General features: G+C 41.5%; 21 protein-coding genes. 12 read left to right on the top strand and 9 right to left on the bottom strand.

The features are described from left to right. Positions 1-86: 86 nt before the first annotated feature. The 5 genes from ACGEDC_RS11625 to ACGEDC_RS11605 all read right to left on the bottom strand — a co-directional run bounded on the left by ACGEDC_RS11625 (position 87) and on the right by ACGEDC_RS11605 (position 6,008). Entirely contained in the window at positions 87-1,091 is a 1,005-nt protein-coding gene (locus tag ACGEDC_RS11625) for a lipid A deacylase LpxR family protein (protein WP_394493366.1), read from the bottom strand. A 323-nt stretch (positions 1,092-1,414) separates the two neighbouring features. Next, on the bottom strand, positions 1,415-2,869 hold the full coding sequence (locus ACGEDC_RS11620; RefSeq protein WP_394493364.1) for an EAL domain-containing protein: 1,455 nt from the start codon (positions 2,867-2,869) through the stop codon (positions 1,415-1,417). 90 nt (positions 2,870-2,959) lie between these two features. Next, positions 2,960-3,904 carry a pseudouridine synthase gene (locus ACGEDC_RS11615; RefSeq protein WP_119967713.1) on the bottom strand — a complete coding sequence of 315 codons (945 nt, stop codon included), beginning with the start codon at positions 3,902-3,904 and terminating at the stop codon, positions 2,960-2,962. A gap of 87 nt (positions 3,905-3,991) precedes the next feature. Beyond that, positions 3,992-4,570, bottom strand: a complete 579-nt coding sequence (locus ACGEDC_RS11610; protein ID WP_055022760.1) for an LON peptidase substrate-binding domain-containing protein — start codon at positions 4,568-4,570, stop codon at positions 3,992-3,994. Between the two features lie 382 nt (positions 4,571-4,952). After that, positions 4,953-6,008: an alpha/beta hydrolase gene (locus tag ACGEDC_RS11605; RefSeq protein WP_394493361.1), complete on the bottom strand. Its 1,056-nt coding sequence runs from the start codon at positions 6,006-6,008 to the stop codon at positions 4,953-4,955. Positions 6,009-6,224: 216 nt separating this feature from the next. On the opposite strand from ACGEDC_RS11605, the gene ACGEDC_RS11600 reads away from it, so the two are divergent. Beyond that, positions 6,225-6,686 carry a YhcH/YjgK/YiaL family protein gene (locus ACGEDC_RS11600; RefSeq protein ID WP_080914849.1) on the top strand — a complete coding sequence of 154 codons (462 nt, stop codon included), beginning with the start codon at positions 6,225-6,227 and terminating at the stop codon, positions 6,684-6,686. A 105-nt stretch (positions 6,687-6,791) separates the two neighbouring features. On the opposite strand, the gene ACGEDC_RS11595 is transcribed toward ACGEDC_RS11600, so the two are convergent. After that, the gene (locus ACGEDC_RS11595; protein WP_282166542.1) at positions 6,792-8,198 is read right to left on the bottom strand and encodes a sugar porter family MFS transporter; all 1,407 of its coding nucleotides are present in this window, start codon (positions 8,196-8,198) and stop codon (positions 6,792-6,794) included. A 245-nt stretch (positions 8,199-8,443) separates the two neighbouring features. Between ACGEDC_RS11595 and ACGEDC_RS11590 the strand changes: the two genes are divergently transcribed. Both ACGEDC_RS11590 and ACGEDC_RS11585 read left to right on the top strand, forming a co-directional pair. Beyond that, positions 8,444-10,810: an aminotransferase class V-fold PLP-dependent enzyme gene (locus tag ACGEDC_RS11590; RefSeq protein WP_394493359.1), complete on the top strand. Its 2,367-nt coding sequence runs from the start codon at positions 8,444-8,446 to the stop codon at positions 10,808-10,810. 352 nt (positions 10,811-11,162) lie between these two features. Further along, on the top strand, positions 11,163-12,083 hold the full coding sequence (locus tag ACGEDC_RS11585) for a manganese-dependent inorganic pyrophosphatase (RefSeq protein ID WP_055022767.1): 921 nt from the start codon (positions 11,163-11,165) through the stop codon (positions 12,081-12,083). A gap of 109 nt (positions 12,084-12,192) precedes the next feature. Here ACGEDC_RS11585 and ACGEDC_RS11580 read toward each other — a convergent pair whose 3' ends face one another. Further along, positions 12,193-12,513 (bottom strand): GRAM domain-containing protein, encoded by a 321-nt coding sequence (locus tag ACGEDC_RS11580; RefSeq protein ID WP_065109743.1) that lies wholly within the window; start codon positions 12,511-12,513, stop codon positions 12,193-12,195. Positions 12,514-12,631: 118 nt separating this feature from the next. Between ACGEDC_RS11580 and ACGEDC_RS11575 the strand changes: the two genes are divergently transcribed. Beyond that, on the top strand, positions 12,632-12,979 hold the full coding sequence (locus ACGEDC_RS11575) for a DUF4156 domain-containing protein (RefSeq protein ID WP_080914845.1): 348 nt from the start codon (positions 12,632-12,634) through the stop codon (positions 12,977-12,979). A 63-nt stretch (positions 12,980-13,042) separates the two neighbouring features. On the opposite strand, the gene ACGEDC_RS11570 is transcribed toward ACGEDC_RS11575, so the two are convergent. Continuing rightward, positions 13,043-14,332 (bottom strand): glycerophosphodiester phosphodiesterase family protein, encoded by a 1,290-nt coding sequence (locus ACGEDC_RS11570; protein ID WP_394493356.1) that lies wholly within the window; start codon positions 14,330-14,332, stop codon positions 13,043-13,045. 235 nt (positions 14,333-14,567) lie between these two features. Between ACGEDC_RS11570 and ACGEDC_RS11565 the strand changes: the two genes are divergently transcribed. Both ACGEDC_RS11565 and ACGEDC_RS11560 read left to right on the top strand, forming a co-directional pair. Beyond that, on the top strand, positions 14,568-15,584 hold the full coding sequence (locus ACGEDC_RS11565; protein WP_394493354.1) for an aldo/keto reductase: 1,017 nt from the start codon (positions 14,568-14,570) through the stop codon (positions 15,582-15,584). An 8-nt stretch (positions 15,585-15,592) separates the two neighbouring features. Further along, positions 15,593-16,192, top strand: a complete 600-nt coding sequence (locus tag ACGEDC_RS11560; RefSeq protein WP_394493352.1) for a protein tyrosine phosphatase family protein — start codon at positions 15,593-15,595, stop codon at positions 16,190-16,192. Positions 16,193-16,226: 34 nt separating this feature from the next. Here the strand turns inward: ACGEDC_RS11560 and ACGEDC_RS11555 are convergent, their stop codons facing one another. Further along, positions 16,227-17,003, bottom strand: coding sequence for a TetR/AcrR family transcriptional regulator (locus ACGEDC_RS11555; RefSeq protein ID WP_055022771.1), 777 nt, complete (start codon positions 17,001-17,003; stop codon positions 16,227-16,229). Between the two features lie 322 nt (positions 17,004-17,325). Between ACGEDC_RS11555 and ACGEDC_RS11550 the strand changes: the two genes are divergently transcribed. From ACGEDC_RS11550 to ACGEDC_RS11525, 6 genes are all read left to right on the top strand, one after another. After that, positions 17,326-18,837 carry a flavocytochrome c gene (locus ACGEDC_RS11550; protein WP_055022772.1) on the top strand — a complete coding sequence of 504 codons (1,512 nt, stop codon included), beginning with the start codon at positions 17,326-17,328 and terminating at the stop codon, positions 18,835-18,837. Between the two features lie 11 nt (positions 18,838-18,848). Then, positions 18,849-19,217, top strand: a complete 369-nt coding sequence (locus tag ACGEDC_RS11545; RefSeq protein WP_394493349.1) for a cytochrome c3 family protein — start codon at positions 18,849-18,851, stop codon at positions 19,215-19,217. A 42-nt stretch (positions 19,218-19,259) separates the two neighbouring features. Then, on the top strand, positions 19,260-20,390 hold the full coding sequence (locus ACGEDC_RS11540) for a hypothetical protein (protein WP_119967721.1): 1,131 nt from the start codon (positions 19,260-19,262) through the stop codon (positions 20,388-20,390). A 170-nt stretch (positions 20,391-20,560) separates the two neighbouring features. After that, a complete protein-coding gene (locus ACGEDC_RS11535) occupies positions 20,561-21,640 on the top strand; it encodes a hypothetical protein (protein WP_394493347.1) in 1,080 nt (359 codons plus the stop codon). 266 nt (positions 21,641-21,906) lie between these two features. Beyond that, positions 21,907-22,647 carry a cupin domain-containing protein gene (locus ACGEDC_RS11530; protein WP_065109738.1) on the top strand — a complete coding sequence of 247 codons (741 nt, stop codon included), beginning with the start codon at positions 21,907-21,909 and terminating at the stop codon, positions 22,645-22,647. 483 nt (positions 22,648-23,130) lie between these two features. Beyond that, positions 23,131-25,065: a B12-binding domain-containing radical SAM protein gene (locus tag ACGEDC_RS11525; RefSeq protein ID WP_055022958.1), complete on the top strand. Its 1,935-nt coding sequence runs from the start codon at positions 23,131-23,133 to the stop codon at positions 25,063-25,065. Positions 25,066-25,192: the final 127 nt, after the last annotated feature.

Below are 25,192 nucleotides of genomic sequence, written 5' to 3'. Positions count from 1 at the left end.
ACATGGAAGTGACTTTAATGCATAGAAGCCTTTAACACCTTGTATTTCTGTGCATTGTGTTAAGGGCATTTATAATTGTATTTTCTTTACAACACCTTGCTATAACTAATCACGCCATAGCCGTGCCAGTCGTCCACATCAGATTTGTACTCTTTGCTGTAAAAGTCAAAGCTCCAGCGCACTGACCAAGTGGGAAAAGCCCAAATGACACCTAGGCTTGCTTGAGCTTGCTGGTTGTTAATTTCAAGCGACGATTCATAGGGAAGATCACCTTCAATCGTTAAGTCATTAAAGCGGTATCCAGCCTGCATTCTGGCATAAGCCATCCAGCTTCCATATTGATTAGCTGAAGAAGTAAAATCGCCAAAGTGTCCTGCTTGGCTAGATAGCTGACCAAATGTCTGGCTTAGCTCATCGCCCCAACGGACAGTTAACCCAAGGCTAGATTGAGAACGAAAGTTACCTGCCATGGTATGGTTAAATACACTCACATCCCATTGGCTATTTTCGAATGCTTGCTGACGAAACAACAATGCCTCCACCTCGTAAGCAACTTGCAACGTCAACTGATTTTCAATCTGGTAATCCCAGCCTTCAGGCGTCGTCGATGAGGTAATTTTATGTACAAAAGATTGCATGTACTCTGCGCCAGATGCAGGGCCAACAACGCCCAAACTCAGCCAGTTTTTTTGTGCAAGGCTTGAACTAAACACACCGGTATAACTTTCTAACTCTAAAAAGCCAGCATAAGGCCTTTCTTCAGGTTGAGGAAAGTCATAAGCGATTTCAGTAGGCGTCCACATTCGGCTAAAAAGCTTTGCCCCACGGTGAACTTGCTGGCTTTGTTGCGGAAATAATAAAGCTGATTGCCATTGAAAAGCTGTAGAAGCAGAGGAGAAATCTTGCTCAGGTGTTGCATGCCACCCCAGTAAAATACCACTAGAGTAATCACCATCTGAGCCAATAATCACATCATTATCAAAACTAAAATAAATCTGCTCAGCTGAGGCTTGCGAGGCTACACAGATTAATGACATGACAGCCAATACTGATAATGGAACAGGTAATCCCTTTAAGTGATGTTGACTCAAATTAACCTCTTTCAGTTCAGTATGTGAATAGCACCAGATAATTCAGTTTAACCGAACATCAGCATCACACAACGTCCTTTGAAATAAAGACTTAATTCAAATAATAGCCATTACTTACTCGCTACCTGCAAATTACAAATAGGCACTTTTGCTTATCTCATTCGACACCAGTAACTTAACACTAGCAAACCTCTTAAAATGTATCCCAACATTAATCACTAACGCTGGGAATACATCAATTATCGTATCTATCAAAAGGCATCTAACTAAAATAAAACCCAATCATCATACATTCTGATAGGCATTAAAAAAGTCTTTTGCCTCTAGTGGTTTAGAGAAAAATAACCTTGGACTAAATCCACGCCCTGCACTTTCAAATAACTAATTTGAGACTCAGTTTCCACCCCTTCAGCAATGACGCTCAAGCCCGACTTTTTGGCAAAAGAAATAATTGCATCTAAGGTTTTTTCATTAAAGTTATCTTTTACACCAATGGTATCGATAAAAGCTTTATCTATTTTAAGGGTACTGATACCTAGGTTTTGCACATAACTAAAACCGCCATATCCCATTCCGGCATCATCAAGCTTTAAATCAACGTCAATGGCATAAAATTTATCTAGCATAGCGCGGGCTTTAGCTAAGTCTGTAATGGGTTGCCGCTCAGTGATTTCTAGCGAAATCCGATGTTTACCTAGCTTCCCAGACTCTTTAAGCGCCTTAATATACAAGTAAAGTTGATCGCTTTCTAAATGCTCAGGAACAATATTAATACTGATAAATAACGGCTTAACTTGTTCGCCAGCTTGTTCAATATCGTCAGCCATAACATCAAGCATCGAATAGGTCATATCTACAATTAACCCATCAGATTCAGCAAAGGGAATAAATTGGTTTGGTGGGATCAACTCTCCACTTGATTGACGCCAGCGCATTAATACTTCAACACCAACGATTTCATTTGTTTGCGTATCAATAACAGGCTGATAAAAAGGGATAAACTCTTTATGTTTGATAGCACTTTTTATGTGAGCTCGAGTTGAACCATAAGACTGTTTCCAAGACCAATAGCCAATTGATAATGCCAACGCCACCACAAAACTAACCAACGCACTATACAGCCAATTTAACGATTTATACTGAGCAAAAAAGTCGTCATTGCCAGACAGGCTAAACTTGGCAATGTAATATTCATTTTTATGAACCACTTCTTCTAAAATGACATGGTCACCTTCAAACTGTTCAAAGCCAAACTCCATTACAGGCACTGCTGCTAACGAGTCATAAATGCCATCAATAGTGATGGTGTACTCTAGGCAATCTTCACAATTTACAGGGATAAAATAACGAGGATTCATTGGTACAATACTCGCCACATACTGCTTTTTACCAGATTCGTATGATAAGAATAACTCGTGCACATCTGAGTCTGGCTGATTCAGTACAGCCAGTTTTACATCAGGGCCAATTCGGTGTCTGACTAACTTCTCTACGTGGCGGGGAATAATCTGCGAACGACAAATCACTTTTAATTGATCCATCACAGCAAGCCAACGAATAAACGTGGAGTTAAATACCGACTTAATCAGCAAGTCTTCATTTTGGCTGTCACAAACATAGGTATCATTAATTGCCGGTAAACTTTTGAGTTCTATTGCAGTATCTTCAATATACATGGTCAATTTTTCAGACAGTATTTGAGCGTCACGCTTAATAAGCATTTCAGCAACTAGCTCATCTAACGCTTTAAAACTAAAGATTAAAACGAAAAAACTCACTATAAATATTGCGCAACATTTCACTCTTTCCATGTGCAATTAGTCCTTTGTAAATGAGCCACGCTTGTCAATTCATCAACAAACCATTTATCAATTTTTACCTAAGCCGAATTCAGCATCATAGCCTTCACAATTGACAGACATCATTTGTTGACTGAATGGATCTTCAAATGTCAGTGACTTGGCGATTAAGCGCAGCGGCTTAGTAAAATCATCAGCGGCTTTGGGCTGCAGCCTTGGGTAATTGGTATCGTTTTCTAACGGCATTCCCAATGACATCATGTGTACTCTAAGTTGATGCATTTTTCCCGTTATTGGACTCAGCTCAAACAAGCCTCTTGAGCCATTAACAGCGATTAATCTGATCTCAGAATGCGTATTTGCTTCCCCTTCGGTGATTTTCATCAAAAAGCTCGGCGTTGATCGCACCATACGATTTTTCACAGTCCATTTAAGGGGTAAACTTAACTTCCCTTGCTCATGTCGCGTTAAAAGCTCGGGGGTGAGCTTTGCAATTGCTTGGTACTGTTTATTAATTTTTCCATCAGTAAACAGAGCATGGTAAGCATGTCGAGATTCTGGATTGACAGTCATTAACATTACCCCAGCTGTTGGCCTATCAAGCCGATGCGCAGGAGAAATCGTATCAATACCCGTTGCAATTCTTAAGCGATGGATTAGGCACTCATTGACAAAATTACCGCTGGGTGTGACAGGCAAAAAATGAGGCTTAAAAACTAAAATACAGTGCTCATCTTGATGCAATATCTGCTGCTGAAACGGTATTTTTGTTTCGCTCTCAACCTCGCGGTAGTAATACACTCGAGTCGCTGGGCGGTACTTTGTTGTTTGCGTTACAGGTTCGCCATCTGCCCAGTGAACCTTTCCTTCAACAACACGTTTTATCCACACTGATTCTGGAATTTGCTTAAAATGAGAAACTAAAAAAGCCAGCACTGTTTCCGGCGTTGTTTGAGATTGCGGTAAAACAATATATGAAGGTTGTGCGGCTTTGGCAGCATGTTCAGCAGACATGTAAAATACTATATAGCTACATTTTGATACAGTATACCCAACAAAGCCTTATCAGCTAAAGAAAAAACATGTTTTAGCTTATCCGCATTACACATCCACATGAGATTTTAATAATTGCAGTACAAAATCCATGGTCTTATGACAATCTGGCTGCTCAACTAACAGCAGCTTATCTTTATTGTACATAGGTAAGACTTCTAACCAACGCTGACTGACCCATGCAGCATCTTCAAGATGAGTTTGACTGTATAGCTCCAGTAAATCTGGATTCACTTCATAAAATTGCTCAAGTGCAGCACTGATGATTTCGAACTCTTCAGCAATGGGTTCATGCTGCCAATTTTGACAAGGTAAGGTTCTGGCTATCCAACTTTGATCGCGTAATTGCGCGCCCGAAAGCACTTTTACTCGTTGACGTCCCTCGACAACAATACTGAGAGAATTGTCTTCAAGTTGATGAAAATCGATGATTTCACATTCGGTTGCAGTTTCGTAGCATGGAGGAAAACTGTTGCTTTTTGACGCAGCTAGCGCTAATCGATAATGGCCTTTGAGCACATTGGCCACCATCAATAATTGATTAGGAGTGACCATCCGTAGCTCTTGACGACCACCTGGCAGAAGCACAGTATCTTGGATGAGTAACGCCATTTCTATCGTTTGCATTGCAACCTCCAAACTACAGCGTTTCACCAATTCCCTATAAGGCTGTTTAAGCCACAGAATGCTGCAGATTCGATAGCTTTCTGCTATCAAGGACCAATAAAAATCAACAAGTTGTCATTCATATCGTGATAATAAAGTGTAGCAGGCAAAATAGAGTTTTCCAGCCAACTAAGTGGTTATCACACTTTATGATTAGTTGTAATACCGCCTTGTATTGCTTGAGGTTACTGTGTAAATACCACCATCAAGGCAATCGCAAAACTCATCACAAGATTCACAACATGGTTAATAATTAGACAGAAGATTTTACGAAATAGTTTCATTAGATGATCACAATTTAATGATCGGGATCGTAATGGAAGGTTTAACAAGTTAACACGTACTAAAGCGGCTCAATCACATCCATTATTGATTGCTTATCTACAATTGAGGCAAAGATCTCTCCTAGCTGCTCACTGCGTTTCAATGCTTCACGCCAATAGGCAATTCGACTATCACTGCTTAGCTGCTTAAAATCTTCACGGTCTGGGATCTTTGAATAAGGTAGCGACGAGATAAACTCCTGAGAAGGCGTTAATACCAACGCATTGTGATAATGCTGACGTGCTCTTCGCCATTTAAAGGATTTATCAAACCACCCAGGACTCATATGAGGATAAAAATGTGGGTATAAACTTAATCCTTCCGGCTCATTGGTTGGCATATCAAAATGATAATCGGTAATGCCACCATCATAATATGCTCCATCTGACACACCATTAATTTTATTCACTGGTGCTAATAGCATAGGTATAGAGCCTGTTGCTAACAGTACTTGATTAATATTATTGCGTGTCAGCTGCGCATGCTCGGTAGGGAGATCAGACAACTGAGAAAAAGGCGATTTTACCTGCTGATGGCTGAAAACCACCCGTTCAAAATGCCAACCTAAACTGCGACGGCTCACTACATTACTTAGCGCTGTCGCCGCCAAACCTAATGCTAACTTCCCCTTTGAACGGCTCGCATTTAAGTGCTTGGCTTTACACACCACAAAGTGACTTTGAATCATTCTATTATTAACAATATCAAGGGCACCATGTTCCCCCAAAATACCACCAATAATACGTTCAACTTGCTCGGTCACTTCTTGTCGGCTAGGAACATGATCATATCGCTGACCAATATAATGATCTTCGAGGCGTGCATAGGCTGCTAATGGATCTTGCTGCGCTAAACAAGCCAGCCGCCAAGCCCCAGAGGAAGCTCCCATGGTATAAAGTGGCGCTTGTCTATTAGCAAAAAACTCACCGAATAAATATTTATCAAGCCCAGCAACCCCAATCCATTTGGGGCCACCTGACGCAGCAAATAGCTGGCTAAACATAGATGCAGACAAACCATTTTGTTCAATTTGTTGGTAAGCTGTTTTACCGGCGAGTAATCGTAATGCAGTCACGTAGCGTCCTATGAATCAATCCATTTTCCATCGGTTTTTAAGGATGAAACCCATGCAGAGTTTCACGCTCCATTGCATCTTAACTAAGTTTGTCAGCAGGTTAAACCACCTCATGGTTGAATTTATTTCCGTAACCCTACTGGTTGTAGATAAATCATAGCGCCGACAAAATGAATGAGCGATAATCATGACTCATTCATTTTCAGAGAGTTCACTATGGTTGTCGACAGCCTTGCTCATCACTCGCTATATCACGGCTTAAGCCCAAGATTAGCAAAAGCCTTAACCCATTTAGCAGAAACAGACTTTACTCAAATTGAAGTCGGCACCTACCCGCTTGATGGAAAAGATATTTTTGTGATTGTTAACGACTACCTTACTCAACCGAAAGAAACTGAACCTTTTGAAGTTCATCAACAATATATTGATGTGCAGTTTGTTGTGAGTGGTGAAGAAGAGTTTGGCTATTTGCCCCTTGCCAATCAAACACCGTTGGCGCCTTACCATCAAGAGCATGACTTTACTGAGTTTGATTATGAATCAAATAAAGAAGACGCCGCTTTCATTCCCTTAAAAGCTGGCATGTTTGCCTTATTCTTTCCTGGTGATATGCATATGCCAGGCACTCTGGACACAGAAGTACCAGTAAGAAAAGTCGTCATTAAAGTTAAAATATAAACGGACTTTCTCAAACAAAAAGGCCACATCATCGTGGCCTTATATGTTTAAGGGTAAATCATTCTGATTACGACACTCACGCCCTTCACTATGCGTGCTTACCTTTTATCCCTGCATTTGCTCTAATTCTCGACCTTTTGTTTCGTATACATACTTCGCAACAAACACAATCGATAGCACAGCACAAATACAGTAGAAACCATAAGCGCCCACTAAGCCCACTGATGCCAGCATAATCGGGAAGGTCATGGTAATAGCAAAGTTAGTGCCCCACTGCGCAAGCCCAGCAACCGCAAGACCCGAGCCTCGGATTTGATTTGGGAACATTTCCCCTAACATCACCCACATTACAGGGCCCCAAGACAAGTTGAAAAAGAACACGTAACCATTTGCGGCAATTAACGCCAATGTGCCTAATTCACCGAGGTCCAAATCGCCATTGATATCGACCTGTGCCGATGCGAAAGCAAAGACCATCAAGGCTAAAGTCACAGCCATTCCAATAGAACCAATCATTAAAAATGGTTTACGACCCACTTTATCGATCAAACTTATCGTTATCACGCAGGCTGCAATACTGACCGCACCGCTAATAATATTAATCAACAACGCATCAGATTCCGAAAAACCAACCGCTTGCCACAACACAGCGCCATAATAAAACACCACATTAATGCCCACTAACTGTTGAAAAGTGGCTAATCCAATCCCTACCCAAACAATACTTCGCACTTTGCCAGAATGCTTATCAATAAGATCTGCCAGTTTAGGTTGATGATCAGAGTCTAAAGACTGTTGAATCTCCATGAATTTGGTTTTAGCGACAGTGCTACCGTATAGCTTAGTTAAGACCGTCATCGCTTGCTCTTTACGTCCAACTGTCACTAAAAAACGTGGGCTTTCAGGAATAAAAAATAATGCCACAAAAAACACACCTGCTGGCACCAACTCTATCCAAAACATCCATCGCCACGCATCATATCCCAGCCAAAAACTGTCCGTCGACGAACCAGCGGTTTGTGCTAAAAAGTAATTACTAACAAACGCAGCAAATAACCCTGTGATGATGGCAATTTGTTGCACAGTCGCCAGTGCCCCACGATAACGTGCAGGGGCAACTTCAGCAATATATGCAGGTGTCATAACCGAGGCTGCGCCAACAGCTAAACCACCCAAGATACGGTAGACAATAAATGCCATAGAGCTGTCAGCAATACCTGATCCCCAAGCGCTAACAATAAATAAGATTGCAGCTGTAATCAGTGTGGCTCGTCGTCCATATTTATCCGCTAAACGCGCGGCAAAAAATGCCCCTACCGCGCAGCCCAATAGCATTGACGCCACATTAAAGCCTGTTCCCATACTGTCTGAGTCAAACGCCGACCTTAACCCATCAACAGTGCCATTAATCACGCCACTATCAAATCCAAACAGGAAACCACCTATGGTAGCCACACAACTGACTAGAATCACAAACAGGGTATTTTCTTCTTGTTGTTCTGCTGTTTTCAATGACTTTCTCCCTCTCGAATAACGCCATGTCTTTCTGATTTTTATCACCTTACTAGAAAACACTGTTATCGGTAACATTTAGAAATAAGAATGTCTTTTTGTACCAGCAGACAATATCAGCGTGGATTTTTCAGCAAAATAAAAATGTGATCTTGATCAATAATCACAAACTGCTAATATAACCCCATGAAATTAGTTATAACTAAAAGCTATATAACAACTAATCAACAGATGAGCCGCTATCCATGAAAAATCATTCGCCGCTAAGCCAGATCTACCTTGATGCCAATGCAACTACCCCTGTATTACCCCAAGCTGCTGAAGCCGCTTTAAATAGCATGAGAGTGTTATTTGGTAATCCAAGCAGTAGCCATATCACTGGCTTAAAAGCCAAAGATGTCATGGAAACAACGCGCAACAACGCTAAAAAAGTTATCGGTGCAGACGATGGCAAGGTCATCTTTACTAGTGGTGCAACAGAAGGGATTCAAACAGCAATTATTTCAGCGTTAGTGGAAGCCAAAAAACGACTCAATATTGATAAGCAGAATGAGCCAAGCAAAAAATACAGTTTATTGTATGGCGCAACCGAGCATAAAGCCGTGCCAGAATCCTTAAAACACTGGAATGAAATATTAGGTATTAATGCAGAATTAAAAGCTATTCCAGTTGATCGTTTAGGTCATTTGGACTGCCAATTTATTGCAGCTGAAGCGCCCAATGCACTCATGATATGCACGATGGCAGTCAATAATGAAACCGGAGTCTATCAGGACTTAGGCAAACTTGAGCAGATTATACGCACTGCAAATAACGATATTTTCTGGATGGTGGATTGCGTACAAGCCTTAGGTAAGACCCCATTAAAGCTTGCCCAAACGACAATCGATTACGCCCCATTTAGTGGTCATAAACTCTATGCACCTAAAGGCATTGGTTTTGTTTATATTCGTCAATCGGCGCCCTTTACATCGATTATTGCCGGAGGTGGCCAAGAAAGCGGCCTTCGCTCAGGTACCGAGAACCTACCAGGCATGGCTGCTATTAATGTCATCTTTGAGATGCTATTGAATCAGCAGCACAGTGAATTTGCCGATATCAATACATTAAGAGGGTACCAAACACAATTAATGGATACGCTTAAAAGCGCCTTCCCTGACGTTGTGTTTAATCACAGTATTGAAAACAGTGTCCCAACCACAATTAATTTTGCTATTGCTGGGTTTAGCAGCAAAGAAATCATGGACTTATTTGACGCCGCCAATATCCGCGTAAGCTCTGGCTCAGCTTGCTCATCTAAAGTCACTCGCAGCTTTGTTCTTGATGCGATGGGGTTACCAGCTTGGCAAAGTGAGTCGGCTATTCGATTGTCATTTGGTCCTGCAATGACACAAGAGCAAGTGAATGATGCTTGCTCACGTATCCAATCAGCAGCAAAGGCACTTACCCACAGCTGCATGATATTAGACACTGGTGAGATTGATGAAAAGCAGCCAGTTAACGGCTTAGTTCAGCTTCGTTCAGGCTCAAATTGCACTTGGGTTTATGCCGATCAGCAGAGTAAACAAGCCTTTATCATCGATCCTCTGCCAGAGCTTAACGATCGTTTAGATACCCTATTACAATGCCAACAGTTAGAATTGGTCGCCATCATCGACACCCACGGTCACGCAGACCACCAATCAGGGCGTACTTTTCTTGCTGACAAACACTTACCCACTCAGCAAACAAACCTGCTAGGCTGGCCACAAGATTGCCAGACACATAGCTCTCCAAATAGTCCAAAACATAGTCCAAAACATAGCCCAAAACATAGCCAAAAAGACATGAATCCAGTTGATGATGTCCAATTACAATACATAAAAATTGGTCAACAATGGCTGGTAAACGTGCCAACGCCAGGCCATACCGATGACAGTATGTCATTACTACTGTGTCAGCCATTTACCGACATCAATCAGATAAAGCACCAATGCCAGTTTGCATTTTGCGGCGACACGATTTTAATGGGCAGTTTAGGGCGAACTAACTTTGCCTCAAGCAGTGCAAGCGACATGTTTTCAAGCTTAAAACGACTACACAGCTTGATTGGCAGTAATAACTTAATTTGCGCAAGTCATGACTACAACAATGAATTCACCACTCACCTATCTGCAGAATGCGGGCGTAATCCACTATTAAGAAACACTTTAAATGGCCAGTTACATGTCACTGAGTTTGAACGCCTTAAAGCCGAATTAGATAGCCACTTATGCGATCAAAACGGCAGCGAAATCATGTGCGGAGCACTAACTGACGATCAATTAAATGGGCAATCAATTATTGAATACAACCATCAGAGTTTGAACGCTGCATTACAGCAAGAAAATGTCACCTTAATCGATATTCGTGAACCCCATGAATATGCTTTGCAACATACTGACGACTCTAACGAAAACGTCCCTCTCACTCGCTTAGTGCAATTTATTCAACAGCAGCAAGATCAAAAACAACATAAATGGGTATTGGTATGCCGCAGTGGCAGTCGCTCATTTATCGCGGCACAGGCAATGAAACGCTTAGGATTTGATAATGTCGCTCATTTAAAAGGGGGTTATGCATTAAGCAGTTGATAGCTTTAGTTTAAAACCTAGATATTAAGGGAAACCTGCTTTCCCTTAATGTATATTCACTCAGCGTAGTTACCGTTTAACCCTTTTCAAGCTTGAACACCTATTAACGTCATGTTCAATATCACTCAACATCAAGCAGTGATACCACCCACTTTTGCAAAGGGTCTTCGTTGTTGGCCAATCTCAAGGGCCTAATTACTGATTCATCACTCAATCGAATTCCGTTTAATATCAGCCCAAATACCGTGTTCACCTTCAAATATCTCCCAAGGTGTATACTTCCAGCTTTTTAGTTATTGGTCACTTGGTTATTTCTTGTTAAAATCGCTGCAAATTTATAGGAGCGTTTCAAATGGCAATGTATGTAGTGGGTCACAAGATCCCAGATTCAGATTCAATCTGCGGTGCAATCGCACTAGCTTACTTAAAAAATCAAATCGATGAGCCTGCAATTGCAGCCCGTCTTGGTGAGCTTTCACCTGAAACGGCTTACATCCTTGATAGATTTGGCTTTGAAGCGCCAGAGTTCAAAGAAAGCTATGCAGGTGAAGAAGTTTACATCGTTGATCACTCTGAGCTTACCCAAGCACCAGATGATATCGCCGAAGCGACCATTGTCGGTATTGTTGATCATCACAAATTAGGTGACTTAACCACATCAACACCGCTTGAATGTTGGATCCGCCCAGTGGGCTGTTCAAACACGGTCATCAAGATGATGTATGACTTCTATCAAGTTGAGATTCCAGCCAATATCGCTGGCATCATGATGTGCGCAATTTTAAGCGACACTGTTATCTTTAAATCACCAACTTGCACCACGGCAGACATCCGCTGTGTTGAAGCATTAGCGGAAATTGCGGGTATTGAAGATTACAAAGCTGTGGGCATGGAAATGTTCAAAGTGAAATCAGCAGTCGATGGTACTCCAGCGCGCGACCTTGTTATGCGTGACTTTAAAGACTTCAACATGAACGGTAATCTTGTTGGTATTGGCCAATTAGAAGTCATCGATTTATCAGTATTTGATGATATCAAAGCCGAGTTAGAAGCCGATATTGCTGCACTTAAAGCTGAAGGCAACCGTCATAGCGTATTACTACTGCTAACCGATATCATGAAAGAAGGCTCTGAAATGTTAGTCGTGTCAGATGACACTAGCATTGTTGAAAAAGCTTACGGTAAAACTTTAGCAGACAACAAAGTTTGGTTAGATGGCGTACTAAGCCGTAAAAAACAAGTTGTACCGCCGTTACAAGATGCATTTGCTTAATTGATATGTTGCCTTAAGCAGGTAAAACCAAAAAAGCTGAATCCTAGATTCAGCTTTTTTATTGCCTATTTCGCAATGAATTCAATCGCAAACAATACTGTCCACTTTTCTACTTAGGCAATAACAAGTTTATCCAGGCTTCTGAGTCTGCCACCATGAATTTGTAATGTTTATCATTGTTAAGCTCTATTTTAATGGCATCAGCAGTCACGGGTAATACACCGCCACCAGTGCCCCAGCACTTTTCAACTTTATGAATGTCGGCTAAGTCGATTTCGTAAGGGCCCATTTCAAAAATCTTATTCGACGCTTCGAAACACAAACGTGTTGCTGTCAGTGATAGCTGACCATCACCGCTAAAAGCACCACTTTGCACTGTCGCAAAGGTGGATTTAATAATAGTTTCATTACCAAAATCTAGCGTGCTCATTTGCCACTCCATATTATTTAGCTATTATCACCACTAAACCAACTTGAATAATTTAATCAGTGCGTTAACGTTATAAGTATAGCTTCCTCCAGCTGAACAGCCATTGAATGAGAAAATAATGAAATATATCCCATCGTTTAGCTATACAAAATCGCTATTACTGGTAATGATTATCGGACTAACAGGCTGTATAACGACCCCAAACCCTCAAACTGAAGCTATTGCGATTTTATGGTCTGAACAAGGGGATATGGACGTTTGCGAATTAAAAGGAACCTTAGTAGGATCCCAAGGCCATTGGTACGATTACTTATTTATTTCAAATAAAGATCTCACCCAAGGTGCGCTTAATCAGTTACGAAATGAAGCCATCACACTCGGTGCGAATACTGTTTATCTATATAAGCCAAAAGCATTTGCCACATCAGTGACTTTTGTAGCAAATGCTTATGACTGTCCTAATTAGTTTTCGTTAACAAATACAGACCTTACTAAGCCCTAATTTAGCCGCTATGGTTAAGCGTCATATTTACAGCGCCATGCAGTTAGCATAGTAAGTCACTGTCGCAGGCCAATCAGAGAACACACCAATCACACCAACGTCTTTGGCTAACACGTCCAGCAGCTCAAATGCATCGCCTTCATTATCAATCGCATCCGTGATTGACTGATAATACCAACCACCAGCACCGTCAGATAACACGCCTGAACGCTCAAGTGTCCAAGTGATGATATCTAATCCAGCAGCTTTAGCGGCTAATGCATATGCAGATGGTACAATGTTATTGTCAGCATCTAATGTCACCAAAACCCATAATGGCGGAGCAACAATCTTGACTCCATCATTAGCAAGCTCATCCATAGTCGGTGACCAAGTCATGCTGTTTTGAGGATCAAAATCAGCAAGGTCATAGCGATCATCAAGATATACTGCTTGATCGGCAAAGTCTGGCGTATTCGCAATCCAATATTTCACATCTTCAAGGTTAAATGATTGCGGATACACTAATGCAGGGCTAACTCCAGCGGCAACGTACTCATCGAGCATTTTTTGAGCATAATCTTGCTGACTAAAACCATCAAACGGCATGGTTACACTTGCAGATTTAAGTTCAGGCGTCATCTGCACGCCTGCTGTTTTAAATAGCTCAATGCTTTCTGCATGAGTCATTAATGTGCCATGGTACGAGTATAAGTCTGTTCGCCAATTCGCAGTGCCATCCATAAACGCTTCCACTGTTGTTGCTGCTGGATTGGCACCATCCATTTTCCCCTTAAGGGTTTTAAACTCCGCCAAGGTAATATCACTGGTACAACATTGGGCTGTTGCCATCACACCATTTACCAGATCGGCAGGACTAAAAGGAACGGAGCATTTTTCTGCCAGTTCTGGAATCGCTAAGATATTAGTTGTAGTGGCTAAATCACATTGCGAATGACGACAGACTAACTCTTTATCTTGGGTAAAAGTGACATCGCATTCTACGATACCAGCGCCAGAATCAATCGCCGCTTGATATGACTCTTTAGTATGTTCAGGAAATTGCATCGCAGCGCCGCGATGACCGATAGAAAAATCATGACGATACATGGTTTTATTCGTGCATTGAGCAAGCTGTGTTTTTAAATCGCTGTCTTGCATTTGTCCGACTAGATATGACGGCCTAGGTCCAACGCTGACAACAATGGGTTCCGCTATGACTTGCTGTTCGTCTGTAGCAGACGTATTCGTATCATTATCATCATTACAACCTGTTATAAGTAGCAGGCTTATCAACAAACTTGTTAGCACATGCAAGTGCATCCCTTCCTTAATCATTTTTAGCTCCATCTTCTGACAACTTAATATCGATATGAATGACAAACTCAGTCGATGACTGAATCAACAATCGCTTAAGCTAAAGATGAAGTGTGACCATAAAATCAATGAAATATGACAATATTAGTTTTTATCAATATAAACATTTTTGTTTAAGGTGACGTTTTAGACTAACTGTAATAATGTATTAGCTTAAAAATAATACTGCTGCTCCATTTCATTTGTAGGAAGAGAAATGATTACTCACGAACCTAACCCACTCTACGTTGCTGCGCCAGAGCGCTATAGCAAGATGACATACTCAGCTTGTGGTCGTAGCGGTATCCGCTTGCCACAATTGTCGTTAGGGTTATGGCAAAACTTCGGCGCTAATGACTCACAAAGTAACGCCCGTCATATGCTTAATACTGCATTTGATCATGGTATAACTCACTTTGATCTTGCCAATAACTATGGCCCTCATTATGGTGCTGCCGAGTCATGTTTTGGCAGCATTTACCAACAAGATTTTAAGCATTATCGTGATGAATTATTAATATCGAGTAAAGCAGGATATGACATGTGGCCAGGGCCATATGGTGTAGGAGGATCTCGTAAGTATTTAATTTCCAGCTGTGATCAAAGCCTTAAACGCACAGGATTAGATTACTTTGACATCTTTTATCACCACTGTATGGATCCTGACACCCCCTTAGAAGAAACCATGCAAGCGCTTGACTATATCGTCCGTTCAGGGCGTGCTTTGTATGTGGGAATATCTAACTACCAACCCCAACAAACTCAACAAGCAATTGAGATATTAAGGCAACTTGGCACGCCATTATTAATCCACCAGCCTCGATATAACCTGTTTGATCGTTGGATTGAAAATGGTCTGACTGACGTACTTAAAAATGAAGGTGTGGGTTCAATCGTATTCTCACCATTAGCTCAGGGCGTATTAACCAATAAGTATTTAAATGGGATCCCTAAGAACTCAAGAGCAGCACTTGAGCATCAAGTTTACTTAGCAGATAAAGACCTTACACCGGCTAAATTATCCAAAGTATCGGCATTAAATACATTGGCAGAAAATCGTCAGCAATCGTTAGCACAAATGGCCATAGCTTGGACCTTACATAATGATGCGGTAACAAGCTGTCTTATTGGCGCGAGTCGTTCAGCGCAAATTGTTGACTCGGTAAATGCACTCAATAACCTCCATTTTACCCCACAAGAAATCACCACCATCAACCACATCCTAAAGGAATAGGAATCACTATGTATCAGTTTATATCGCAAGCTACACTCAGAAAATTTGGAGTTAATGCCTTAAAAATGACAACGCTAATAGCTATGGTTTCGCTGGCATTAATTAATCCCGTTGCGGCTGAGATAGATCCAACCCAGCTAGATGATATTAAAGCAATTAAAATTAATAATACGCAAGTTATCACTGCCGGATTACCTAAGGCTGAGGAATTTAAAACCTTGCAACAAGCGGGAGTAGAAGTTGTCATCAATTTAATCCCTAAGAATAATCCCAATTATTTAGCGCAAGAATCTCAATTGGTCACAGATCTAGGAATGAAGTACGAAAATATTGAAGTAGACTGGCAACAGCCCACCATCGAGGATGTTGAGCAATTCTTTATGGTGATGGACAGCCATAACGATAAATCTATTTTAGTGCACTGTGCGGCAAATTACCGCGCATCAGCATTCTATTACTTGTATCTTGCCACACAAGGTATCGATGTATCAGGGCAAATGTTAGACGACACCCTGTCTCCATGGGGAGACTTACAACAAAGCTTTGTCAAATACCCTCAGTGGCAACAACTTATTGAAGATGTAAAACACAAGTACAGCCCACAATAACCCGTACTCGAATACAAAGTGGCTAGGTGTTGTATTAACAGCCGTTACAGCCACTTTGTTTTGCATTCAATGACATCGATAATGCTTTACATGAACTGCAACTAAGATGCTTTTTAAAATTTGCTTCAAAAAAATCTGCCGTGCGAGTTTCAAGACAAGTAAATAGCTCATGATTCAGTGGCGTTTTCCATTGATATTGCGCCATTAATCTCGATAAATGCCGATAACAGGTTGTGGATTGATCGGACAGAAACTCAGGTGAAATCAGTTTACTTTCAAATTGTGTCAATGACCCCGTCAAATAAAATGCAATGCCTTGAACCAACTCTTTGGCTTGCAAAGGAGTAGCAACTAACTCGCCATTATCAATCGCCAGTTGAACCGCATCAGCCATCCACTGCCAAAATGAATTAATCCGTTGTTTAAACAATTTAACCTTTTCATCACTGGCCAGTTTCCAAATCATCGCATTGACCGACACAGAGCGTAAGGTAAAAAAGCTGCGGCTTCTTTTAATGGTCTCGAAGGTAAATAATATCGGCATGAGCAATCTTTCTTGCGCCGTCAGTTCTGGGTTCTTCTGTACAAATAATGGCATATAATTGGATGTTGCACTGCGTAAAAACAAGCACACTAATACATCTTCTTTGCGCTCAAATAACTTATAAAGTGTCCCTGTTGAGCAGCCCACGTCCTTAGCAATTTGTGAAAACTTAAATGACACTATACCTTGAGATTCGATCAATAATTCTGCGACATCTAAAATTTGATCACATCGTAATTGAGTCAAGGTTTCTGAAGGACATTTCATAATAAATACCTAATATTTGAATATCGCAATTATCATCTTTACTGCACTTTATAGGTATAAACTCAGTAGATAATCGGGATTCACTTCACGCTGATGGGCCGGTTTTATTAGGCTTTGTGATTCAGTTCATAACTTAACTGACTTTTGATATCTCCCTCTAAAGTTCGCCCGCTAAATAGGGCTGATAAGCCAGCAGCTCATGAACAATGTTCTTGAGCCAGTTCACGAATAATATTGCCCCCCAAAAAAAGCGTGATGCCATTCAAATTTGGCCTAGTTCAATTTGTTTATCTTAATCGCATCTAAATGCGAGGAAAGATAAATGCACAACAGACGTAACTTTTTGAAATTAAGTGCAGGCGCAGCAATCGGCGGCCTGACAGCAGCGATGCCAGCAAGTGCACAGCAACGCCAATGCAATGAAATTAACTGGGATGAGTCAGTAGATGTACTCGTCGTCGGCTCTGGTTTTGCTGGTCTATCAGCAGCGATTAATGCAAAAAGACAACAAGTCGGCAGCGTACTTGTACTCGAAAAAATGCAGGTTATTGGTGGTAACTCAGCCATTAATGGTGGCTGGTTAGCAATTCCTAAAAACCCAATCCAATTAGCACAAGGCATTAACGATGACTCACCAGAAGAGTTAGTCAACGACCAAATCATCTCAGGTCGCGGCATGCAAAATGTTGAAATGCTAAAGGTGATCGCCGATCGTGCTCTTGATTCTTACGATTTATGTATCGAAACGGGCGTCAAATTCCGTGAAGGATTTAATATCCAAGTGGGCGGACATAACAAAGCCCGTGCAATTAGAACCCAACATGGTACAGGCGGTGATATCACCACTAAGTTGTTTGAAGCAGGTAAAAAAGAAGGCGTTGAATACCGCTTACAACACTACATCGAAGACTTCATTATGGACGGTCAAGAAATTGTAGGCGTTAAGGTAAGAAAAAATTATCGCTTCCCAGATCTCAATACTGGAACAACAATCTATATCAAAGCCAACAAAGCCGTTATTCTCGCGCACGGTGGATTTGCCCAAAACATGAAACTGCGTGAAGCAGTCGATCCTTCACTTGATCCAACACTCGATTGTACTAATGCCCATGGCGCGACAGGCGAAGTCACATTAACCGCTATGGCCAATGGTGCGCTACCCGTGCATATGAATCTTATTCAAACAGGTCATTGGGGTTCTCCTGATGAGGGTGGTTTCGGCTGGTCAAATGCCCTGTTGTCGATTGGTTGGCATCAAGGCGCAGCAATCAGTGTGCTAAATGGTAAACGCTTTATGGACGAGCGTGCTGACCGTAAAACGTGTTCAGAAGCCATTATGAAAAATCGTTATGCAGACAACAGTCCAGCCTACCCGATTGTATTGTTTAACTACGAAAACTACGCCGAAGATGACCGTGTAGTGCGTTCACTACGCGACAAAATGGCGTGGAAACTCGACACACTTGATGACGTTGCTAAGCAATTTAATATTCCTGCAGCGGAATTGAAAAAGACAATAAAAGAATACAACCAGCATGTTACTGACAGAAAAGATCCATTGTTTAACCGCAAAATGGATACCGCTGAAGTACTGACAGGTCCATTTGTTGTCTCGCGAATTTGGCCAAAAGTGCATTACTGCATGGGCGGATTAAAAACAGATTTAGGTGGCCGCGTGATAGATGGCCGCACTATGGAACCTATCAGAAAAATGTATGCCATCGGTGAAGCCACTGGCGGTATTCATGGTGAAGCCCGCTTGAGCTCAACGTCATGTCTTGAGTGCTTAGCGATGGGCATCATCGTTTCTGAAACCATTAAATCTGATCTGTAGGCTGAATCAACATGAAAAAATTATTATTACTCGCTTTTGTATCGTCAGCGTTTTTAGCCACCGCCCAGGCGGGAGAGCTTTATACCGTCAAAGGGAAAACCCAAGGCAGAGTGAACCATGAAATGTTGTACCAAGATGGCTGTAATACCTGTCATCAAGGTTCACCAAAAGCGAATACCACAGATGCGGCCTGTGTGGAATGCCACGGCACTGTTGAAACAATTGAAATTGATGAGTCAATTTTGGCAGTACCTGAAGCACATCCGCATAAATCTTTACATTACAACGAAGGGGCAAGCTGTTTAGCCTGCCATAGCGAGCACACTAAAAAAGCACCGATTTGTGCTGATTGTCATCGCACTTGGTTTGAAGAAATGTAAATAAAAAATATAAAAAATTTACGTATATAAAGGGAAATGAGAATGAAAAAAACCGCCAAGTTTATGTTGTCGATGGTGGCCACAGCAGTAGCAATGTCTTCTGTAAATGTCATGGCTGAAGAGCAAGAAGACGGTATTAACATCGGAGGTGCTGTGCGCGTTAATTACGCTTACAGAGACTACGATGAATCAAATAAAGACAAGTTAGGTGAACTTGATTTTGATATGGCTGCAATTAAGTTTGATGGTAAAAAAGGGGATTGGGGCTTAGCCGCGGAATACCGTTTTACATCAGGTAGCAACTACATCAAATACGGTTACGGCTTTTATGATATTGACCCAAATTGGCAACTGCAGTTTGGTATCAACAAAGTGCCTTTTGGTAACCCAGAGTTTATCTCTAACAGCTGGTGGTTTGGCCTACCATACTACCTAGGTTTTGAAGACAACCATGATGTGGGTATTAAAGCGTCTTACGACAATAATGGCTGGAATACTGATATCGCGTTCTACAAAAACCCGGTTTATAGCGCAACTGAAAACAAACGTTATTCAGCTTCGTTATTCAGTGGCGAAATTAATGGCACTGAATACCATAACGAAGAAACTAACGGCTTTAACTTCAGACAAACCTATACCGCAGAGTACGAAGGTGGTTCGACAACATTTGGCGGTTCAGCTCAATATGGTCAGATCTATAACAGTGAAACAGGCAACATGGGCGACCGTTATGCTGTAGCACTGCATTTAGACAGCACCTATAAAGGATGGAACCTACAGTTACAAGCCATGCAATACGAGTATGATGCTGCCGATTCGGCTGATGACAATAAAATCGGTATAGCAGTGGTTAGCTGGCAATACGAAATTGCCTCAAAAGGCCAAGCATACAGCGCTAACATAGCTAAAACTTTCGCCACTGACTTTGGTAGCGTGAAGTGTTACAACGACTTCGGTTTAATGACCCCTGACGTTGCTGACGACAGCTATGACAACAGCATGCAAAACGTGACAGGTTGTGCTATCGCAGCTGGAGCCACCTACACTATGGTTGACTTCATCTTAGGTAAAAACATGACCTTCTCAACGGCAAATAATGACCATGTTGGTTTACCAGAAATCGGAGATGACTGGGACAAACGTATCAACATTAACTTTGGTTATTACTTCTAAGTCATGACTTCTGGCCATTAACGCCAGTGTAACGACAATATACTGAGTATCAGCAAAACACTTTCATACTCCCACGTTTTGCTGGTGCTCTTTCTATTAACCAACCGTTTTAAGTGACCACTTGTTGTCATCACTTTTTACTGGGCTCATTTCGTTCCGACACGCTAACTATGAATAAACGGATTATTGTCACACCTTTGTGTGCCTGTTTAGCTTTTTGCGCACCATTTTCAGAGGCAATGGAAGTTGAACTGGGTGGTTTTCTTAAAATGAATGCACGCCATGTTAACGGTGATATTGCGTTCCAAGACAGCTGGACCGGAGGCGGCTCGGTATCTGAACCGACTCAACGCACACAATTTAGCGCCCAAGAAAGTCGCTTAAACCTTGGCGTGTCGTCTAATGATGTTCGTGGCTTTATTGAGATTGACTTTGTAGGCTCATCTCAAGGTAATGCCATTATCTCTAACTCATACAGCCCGAGATTAAGGCATGCTTTTATTGAATACCAAGATGTCGTTGCAGGACAAACTTGGTCGACATTAGTCAATACGTCAGCTTTTGCAGAAACCGCAGATCTTGGTGGCCCACTCGTTGGTCAAGCCATGGTGCGCCAGGCTTTAGTACGTTATACCTTTAATAATTGGCAGTTTGCACTTGAAAACCCTTATACCTATGGCACTAATCCAGGTTCATCGCTTAATGATGAGCCAGACTGGATTGACACTCGCAATGATTATGTACCTGATTTTATTGTGCGTTATAACACGAAAGGCGATTGGGGTAATGTTTCAGCCTCTGGTGTTATTCGCTACTTAGACCCAGATCAGACCCAGCAACTCAGCACTGGAATGTCAGTTGCAGGCAAACTGCGTACATTCGGCAAAGACGATTTACGTATTCAATTGCACTATGGCAACTTAGGCCGCTATGTGGGTACCGATGCTGCAAAAGACATAATCGAAGGCGAATTAGAAACCACCTTGTCAGCCATGGCAGCTTATCGTCACTTTTGGGATCACAACTGGCGCACTAGCCTGTTTATCGGTCATACCGCTACCGAAGTACAACGCAGTCGACGGACCCATGTGGGCGTGAATTTATTCACTAACCTAACACCCGAACTCAGTGTCGGTGTCGAGGTGGGCCAATATGCCATCAATGACAAAACTAGGTTAGAAAGCACTGAGCTTGTTGATAACGGTCAATCGCAATACTTGCAACTCAGCATGCAATTTTCTTTTCAATAATGATTAAGTCTTGCTGCAATTAACAAAATAATAAAAGCATCAACGTGTGTTTTTATTATTTGTAAACATAAAACCCAATTAAATAGATTATTTGAAGATATTCTCAATTAATAAAAAATCGCGATAGCTGTCACGAATAAAATTGTCACTGAAAAAGGTACGTGATCTATTTCACCTTTAATTTACCTTTTTGTATTTATAGTAAAAACATATTAATAAAAAACGAATTTAACATTCAAATATCACAGTTCTAAATAGGATTAACAATGAAATTAAAGATGATTTTTGGTATTGCTGCGCTAGCATCAACAGCTGCTGTTGCACAAGGTCCTCAATGTAACCATGCACAGCTCCCTTACCAACAAATGACACCTGTCCCATTTGACAGCAGTGTGCATGCACCACAAGACACGATGCCAGTGCAATGTAGTAACCCAGAAATTGAAGCATACATTGCCGATTGGGAAGCGGGTAAAATTGACTTTAATACTATTCAAGCAAATGACAGCATCGCTAAAGATCAACGTTTTTGTAAAACATTGGATGATGAAGGCAACGTACTTGAAGCAAAAAACTGCGACGTAGCGAACTCTCCAGTAGGTTACATCTGGAAAGATCTAGCAGACTCGCCAATGGTTATTGGTATTACTAATGGTGGTAAATCTGATCATGAGCCTCACTTCCACGGACAACCTGAATGTTACTACGTGGTCAACGGCGGCAGTAAAACATTAGCTCAAAATACGTTCCAACCATTAAAGAAAGGACAGTACTTCTATATTCCGGGTAATGCCATCCATAACACTCCAATCCTTGATGATGAAGGGCTTGGTGTATTCTACTGGTACCCAAACAATGCTAACTTTAATGGTTTCAAATATTACTGGCGTCGTGATGTGAAAAACCTTCACGCTGCAGAAGAAGCATTTGATCGTGTTGATGAAATTCGTAAGCGCGATCTTAACTTAGGCCCATATGGCACTAACGAAGCATTCTTTAAAAAATAATTAAATCGTCAATATAAAATAGGCCAGCTTATATATCCTAAGTTGGTCTATTATTTATATTTGGCCGTTACATTCTCTTATATAAAACTCGTTCAACAACTTGTCACCCAAATAATATTTAACTGCCTAAAAACCAAGCACCTTAAATATAAATTCAACAAGACTTAACTTTACCCCTTGTTATTAAATAAAAGCATTCAGCTTTAAAATTAAAGTATCTGTAATCACTATTAATAATATACTTACTAGCAATTGGTTTATGTCAGCTAATCCACTTTTAAATCAGTAAACTCCCATTAACTCGCCCCCACTTTCATCTTGAAGTAGAACCCCTTTAGCGCATTTGCTAGAATCCATCGATTATTGATGGCAACTGTATCGGCTGCCTGACTTTGCGGCTATGTATAACTCAAAAGCATACTAAGGGCTTGTGTTATGACTATGCTAGAAAAGCAGCAAAGTTTTATTATTCAAAGGCAGGCTATGACCGTACTTCTAATGACCCCACCCATGACTCAGCTAAATACGCCTTATCCAGCGACGGCCTATTTAACCGGGTTCCTTCGCTCTCAGGGCTATGAAGCGGTGCAACGAGATCCTGCCATTGAGCTGTTTTTAGAAATGATGACCGCCCCTGCGCTGGAAATTATTCGTCAACATGTAGAAGCAAATTTCGAGCATTTTGAAGACGATGAACTCCCACCTGCAGTACATGCATTTTTAGCAGAATTTGAACGTTATCATCAGTGTGTTGAAGCTGCGATCCGTTTTTTACAAGGCAAAGATCCTAGTTTAGCGCTACGGATCAACTCACGACGATTTTTACCTGAAGGCCCAGCTTTTGATGCCATTGCGCAGATGGAAGCCGTTTCTGGCGATGTTCTCCAAGCAGCCTTTGGTAACTTAGGCGTACAAGATAAAGCCAAGTATTTAGCCACGTTATTTATAAATGATCTTTCCAATGTCATTACTCAAGGGGTTGATCCTTACTTTGAAGTCAGCCGCTATGGTGAGCAACTTGCTGCAGCGAATCCAAGCTTTGATAACCTCTACGACACCTTAATGGATGAGCCCACTTTCAGCTCAGAGATTCTAGAACAACTGGTTGAGCATTATCTTGAAGATACTCAGCCAAGTGTGGTTGCATTAACGGTACCGTTTCCTGGCAATATGCTTGGCGCACTGCGTATTGCGCAAACCTGTAAAGCCATTAACCCTGAGTTACCAGTCGTACTTGGTGGCGGCTTTATTAATACAGAGCTACGTGCTCTGAAAGATCCTCGTGTATTTGAATTTGTAGATTTTATTTGTCTTGATGATGGCGAGCGCCCTTTTCTGACCTTACTTGAATATTTTCAAGGTCAGCGAGAAGTCGACGATTTAGTCCGAACGTATTTTCTAGCAGAAGATGAGCATGGTCATCCGTATGTGCATTTTAACGAAAATACTGCCTTGCACGATATTCCACAAGTCGATGTGGGCGCGCCAATTTATGATGGCCTCCCCTTAGATGAATACTTGTCATTGTGCGAAATGCTTAACCCGATGCACCGAATTTGGAGTGATGGACGTTGGAACAAGTTAACCATTGCCCACGGTTGCTACTGGCGTAAATGTAGTTTTTGCGATGTTAGCCTCGACTACATCGATCGCTACGATACTGCAGGCGCTGATATTTTAGTGGATCGCATCGAACAGTTAATTGAAGAAACAGGCCAAACAGGATTTCACTTTGTTGATGAAGCCCTGCCACCAAAAACCTTATTTGCATTTGCCAAACGCCTTATTGAGCGAAATGTAGTGATCAGTTGGTGGGGTAATATTCGTTTTGAAAGAACCTTTAGCCAAGCTCGCTGCCAATTACTTGCCGACTCTGGTTGTATTGCTGTGAGCGGCGGCTTAGAGGTAGCATCAGACAGACTACTAAAACTCATGAAAAAAGGTGTCAGTGTTGAACGAGTTGCACAAGTCACTAAAGCATTTAGTGATGCAGGCATTATGGTGCACGCCTATCTCATGTATGGCTTTCCTACACAAACCGAACAAGAAACCGTTGATTCGCTCGAAATGGTTCGTCAAATGATGGCCCAAGGTTGTTTTCAATCGGCGTACTGGCATCGTTTTGTCGCAACAGTCCACAGCCCTATCGGTATGAACCCAGACCAATTTGGAATTACATTGGCCGAACGGCCTGAAATTTTGTTTGCCGAAAATGATGTTGAGTTTACAGACCCAACCAATACCGATCATGAAATGCTAGGTGAAGGCTTACGAAAGGCTATTTACAACTACATGCATGGTATTGGTTTTGATCAGCCAATGAGTTTTTGGTTTGATCAACCTGTGGCAAAAACTCAAATGAAAAAAGATTTAATATCAAAGGCTATCAGTAACTTTATTGACAGCAACCAAGCTTAACTGCTACTAAAGCGCAGTTAATTTACCAAAGCTAACAATAAAAATGGCCACTTTCTTGTTCCAGAAGAAAGTGGCCTCGCGCATTGATAAAAGTAAAAGGATGAAGTAATACCGTTAACAATTGCAC

It is taken from the genome of Shewanella sp. ENK2, assembly GCF_043568515.1.
GTDB classification, from domain to species: domain Bacteria; phylum Pseudomonadota; class Gammaproteobacteria; order Enterobacterales; family Shewanellaceae; genus Shewanella; species Shewanella japonica.
This window is presented reverse-complemented; position numbering and strand designations above follow the sequence as displayed.

Excerpts from the sequence above, each read along its gene's own strand:
- ACGEDC_RS11545 (WP_394493349.1), top strand. The coding sequence starts at position 18,849 with ATGAAAAAATTATTATTACTCGCTTTTGTATCGTCAGCGTTTTTAGCC.
- ACGEDC_RS11565 (WP_394493354.1), top strand. The coding sequence starts at position 14,568 with ATGATTACTCACGAACCTAACCCACTCTACGTTGCTGCGCCAGAGCGC.
- ACGEDC_RS11580 (WP_065109743.1), bottom strand. The coding sequence starts at position 12,513 with ATGAGCACGCTAGATTTTGGTAATGAAACTATTATTAAATCCACCTTT.
- ACGEDC_RS11550 (WP_055022772.1), top strand. The coding sequence starts at position 17,326 with ATGCACAACAGACGTAACTTTTTGAAATTAAGTGCAGGCGCAGCAATC.
- ACGEDC_RS11585 (WP_055022767.1), top strand. The coding sequence starts at position 11,163 with ATGGCAATGTATGTAGTGGGTCACAAGATCCCAGATTCAGATTCAATC.
- ACGEDC_RS11575 (WP_080914845.1), top strand. The coding sequence starts at position 12,632 with ATGAAATATATCCCATCGTTTAGCTATACAAAATCGCTATTACTGGTA.
- ACGEDC_RS11570 (WP_394493356.1), bottom strand. The coding sequence starts at position 14,332 with ATGATTAAGGAAGGGATGCACTTGCATGTGCTAACAAGTTTGTTGATA.
- ACGEDC_RS11540 (WP_119967721.1), top strand. The coding sequence starts at position 19,260 with ATGAAAAAAACCGCCAAGTTTATGTTGTCGATGGTGGCCACAGCAGTA.
- ACGEDC_RS11525 (WP_055022958.1), top strand. The coding sequence starts at position 23,131 with ATGACCGTACTTCTAATGACCCCACCCATGACTCAGCTAAATACGCCT.
- ACGEDC_RS11560 (WP_394493352.1), top strand. The coding sequence starts at position 15,593 with ATGTATCAGTTTATATCGCAAGCTACACTCAGAAAATTTGGAGTTAAT.
- ACGEDC_RS11530 (WP_065109738.1), top strand. The coding sequence starts at position 21,907 with ATGAAATTAAAGATGATTTTTGGTATTGCTGCGCTAGCATCAACAGCT.
- ACGEDC_RS11590 (WP_394493359.1), top strand. The coding sequence starts at position 8,444 with ATGAAAAATCATTCGCCGCTAAGCCAGATCTACCTTGATGCCAATGCA.
- ACGEDC_RS11555 (WP_055022771.1), bottom strand. The coding sequence starts at position 17,003 with ATGAAATGTCCTTCAGAAACCTTGACTCAATTACGATGTGATCAAATT.
- ACGEDC_RS11600 (WP_080914849.1), top strand. The coding sequence starts at position 6,225 with ATGGTTGTCGACAGCCTTGCTCATCACTCGCTATATCACGGCTTAAGC.
- ACGEDC_RS11610 (WP_055022760.1), bottom strand. The coding sequence starts at position 4,570 with ATGCAAACGATAGAAATGGCGTTACTCATCCAAGATACTGTGCTTCTG.
- ACGEDC_RS11615 (WP_119967713.1), bottom strand. The coding sequence starts at position 3,904 with ATGTCTGCTGAACATGCTGCCAAAGCCGCACAACCTTCATATATTGTT.
- ACGEDC_RS11535 (WP_394493347.1), top strand. The coding sequence starts at position 20,561 with ATGAATAAACGGATTATTGTCACACCTTTGTGTGCCTGTTTAGCTTTT.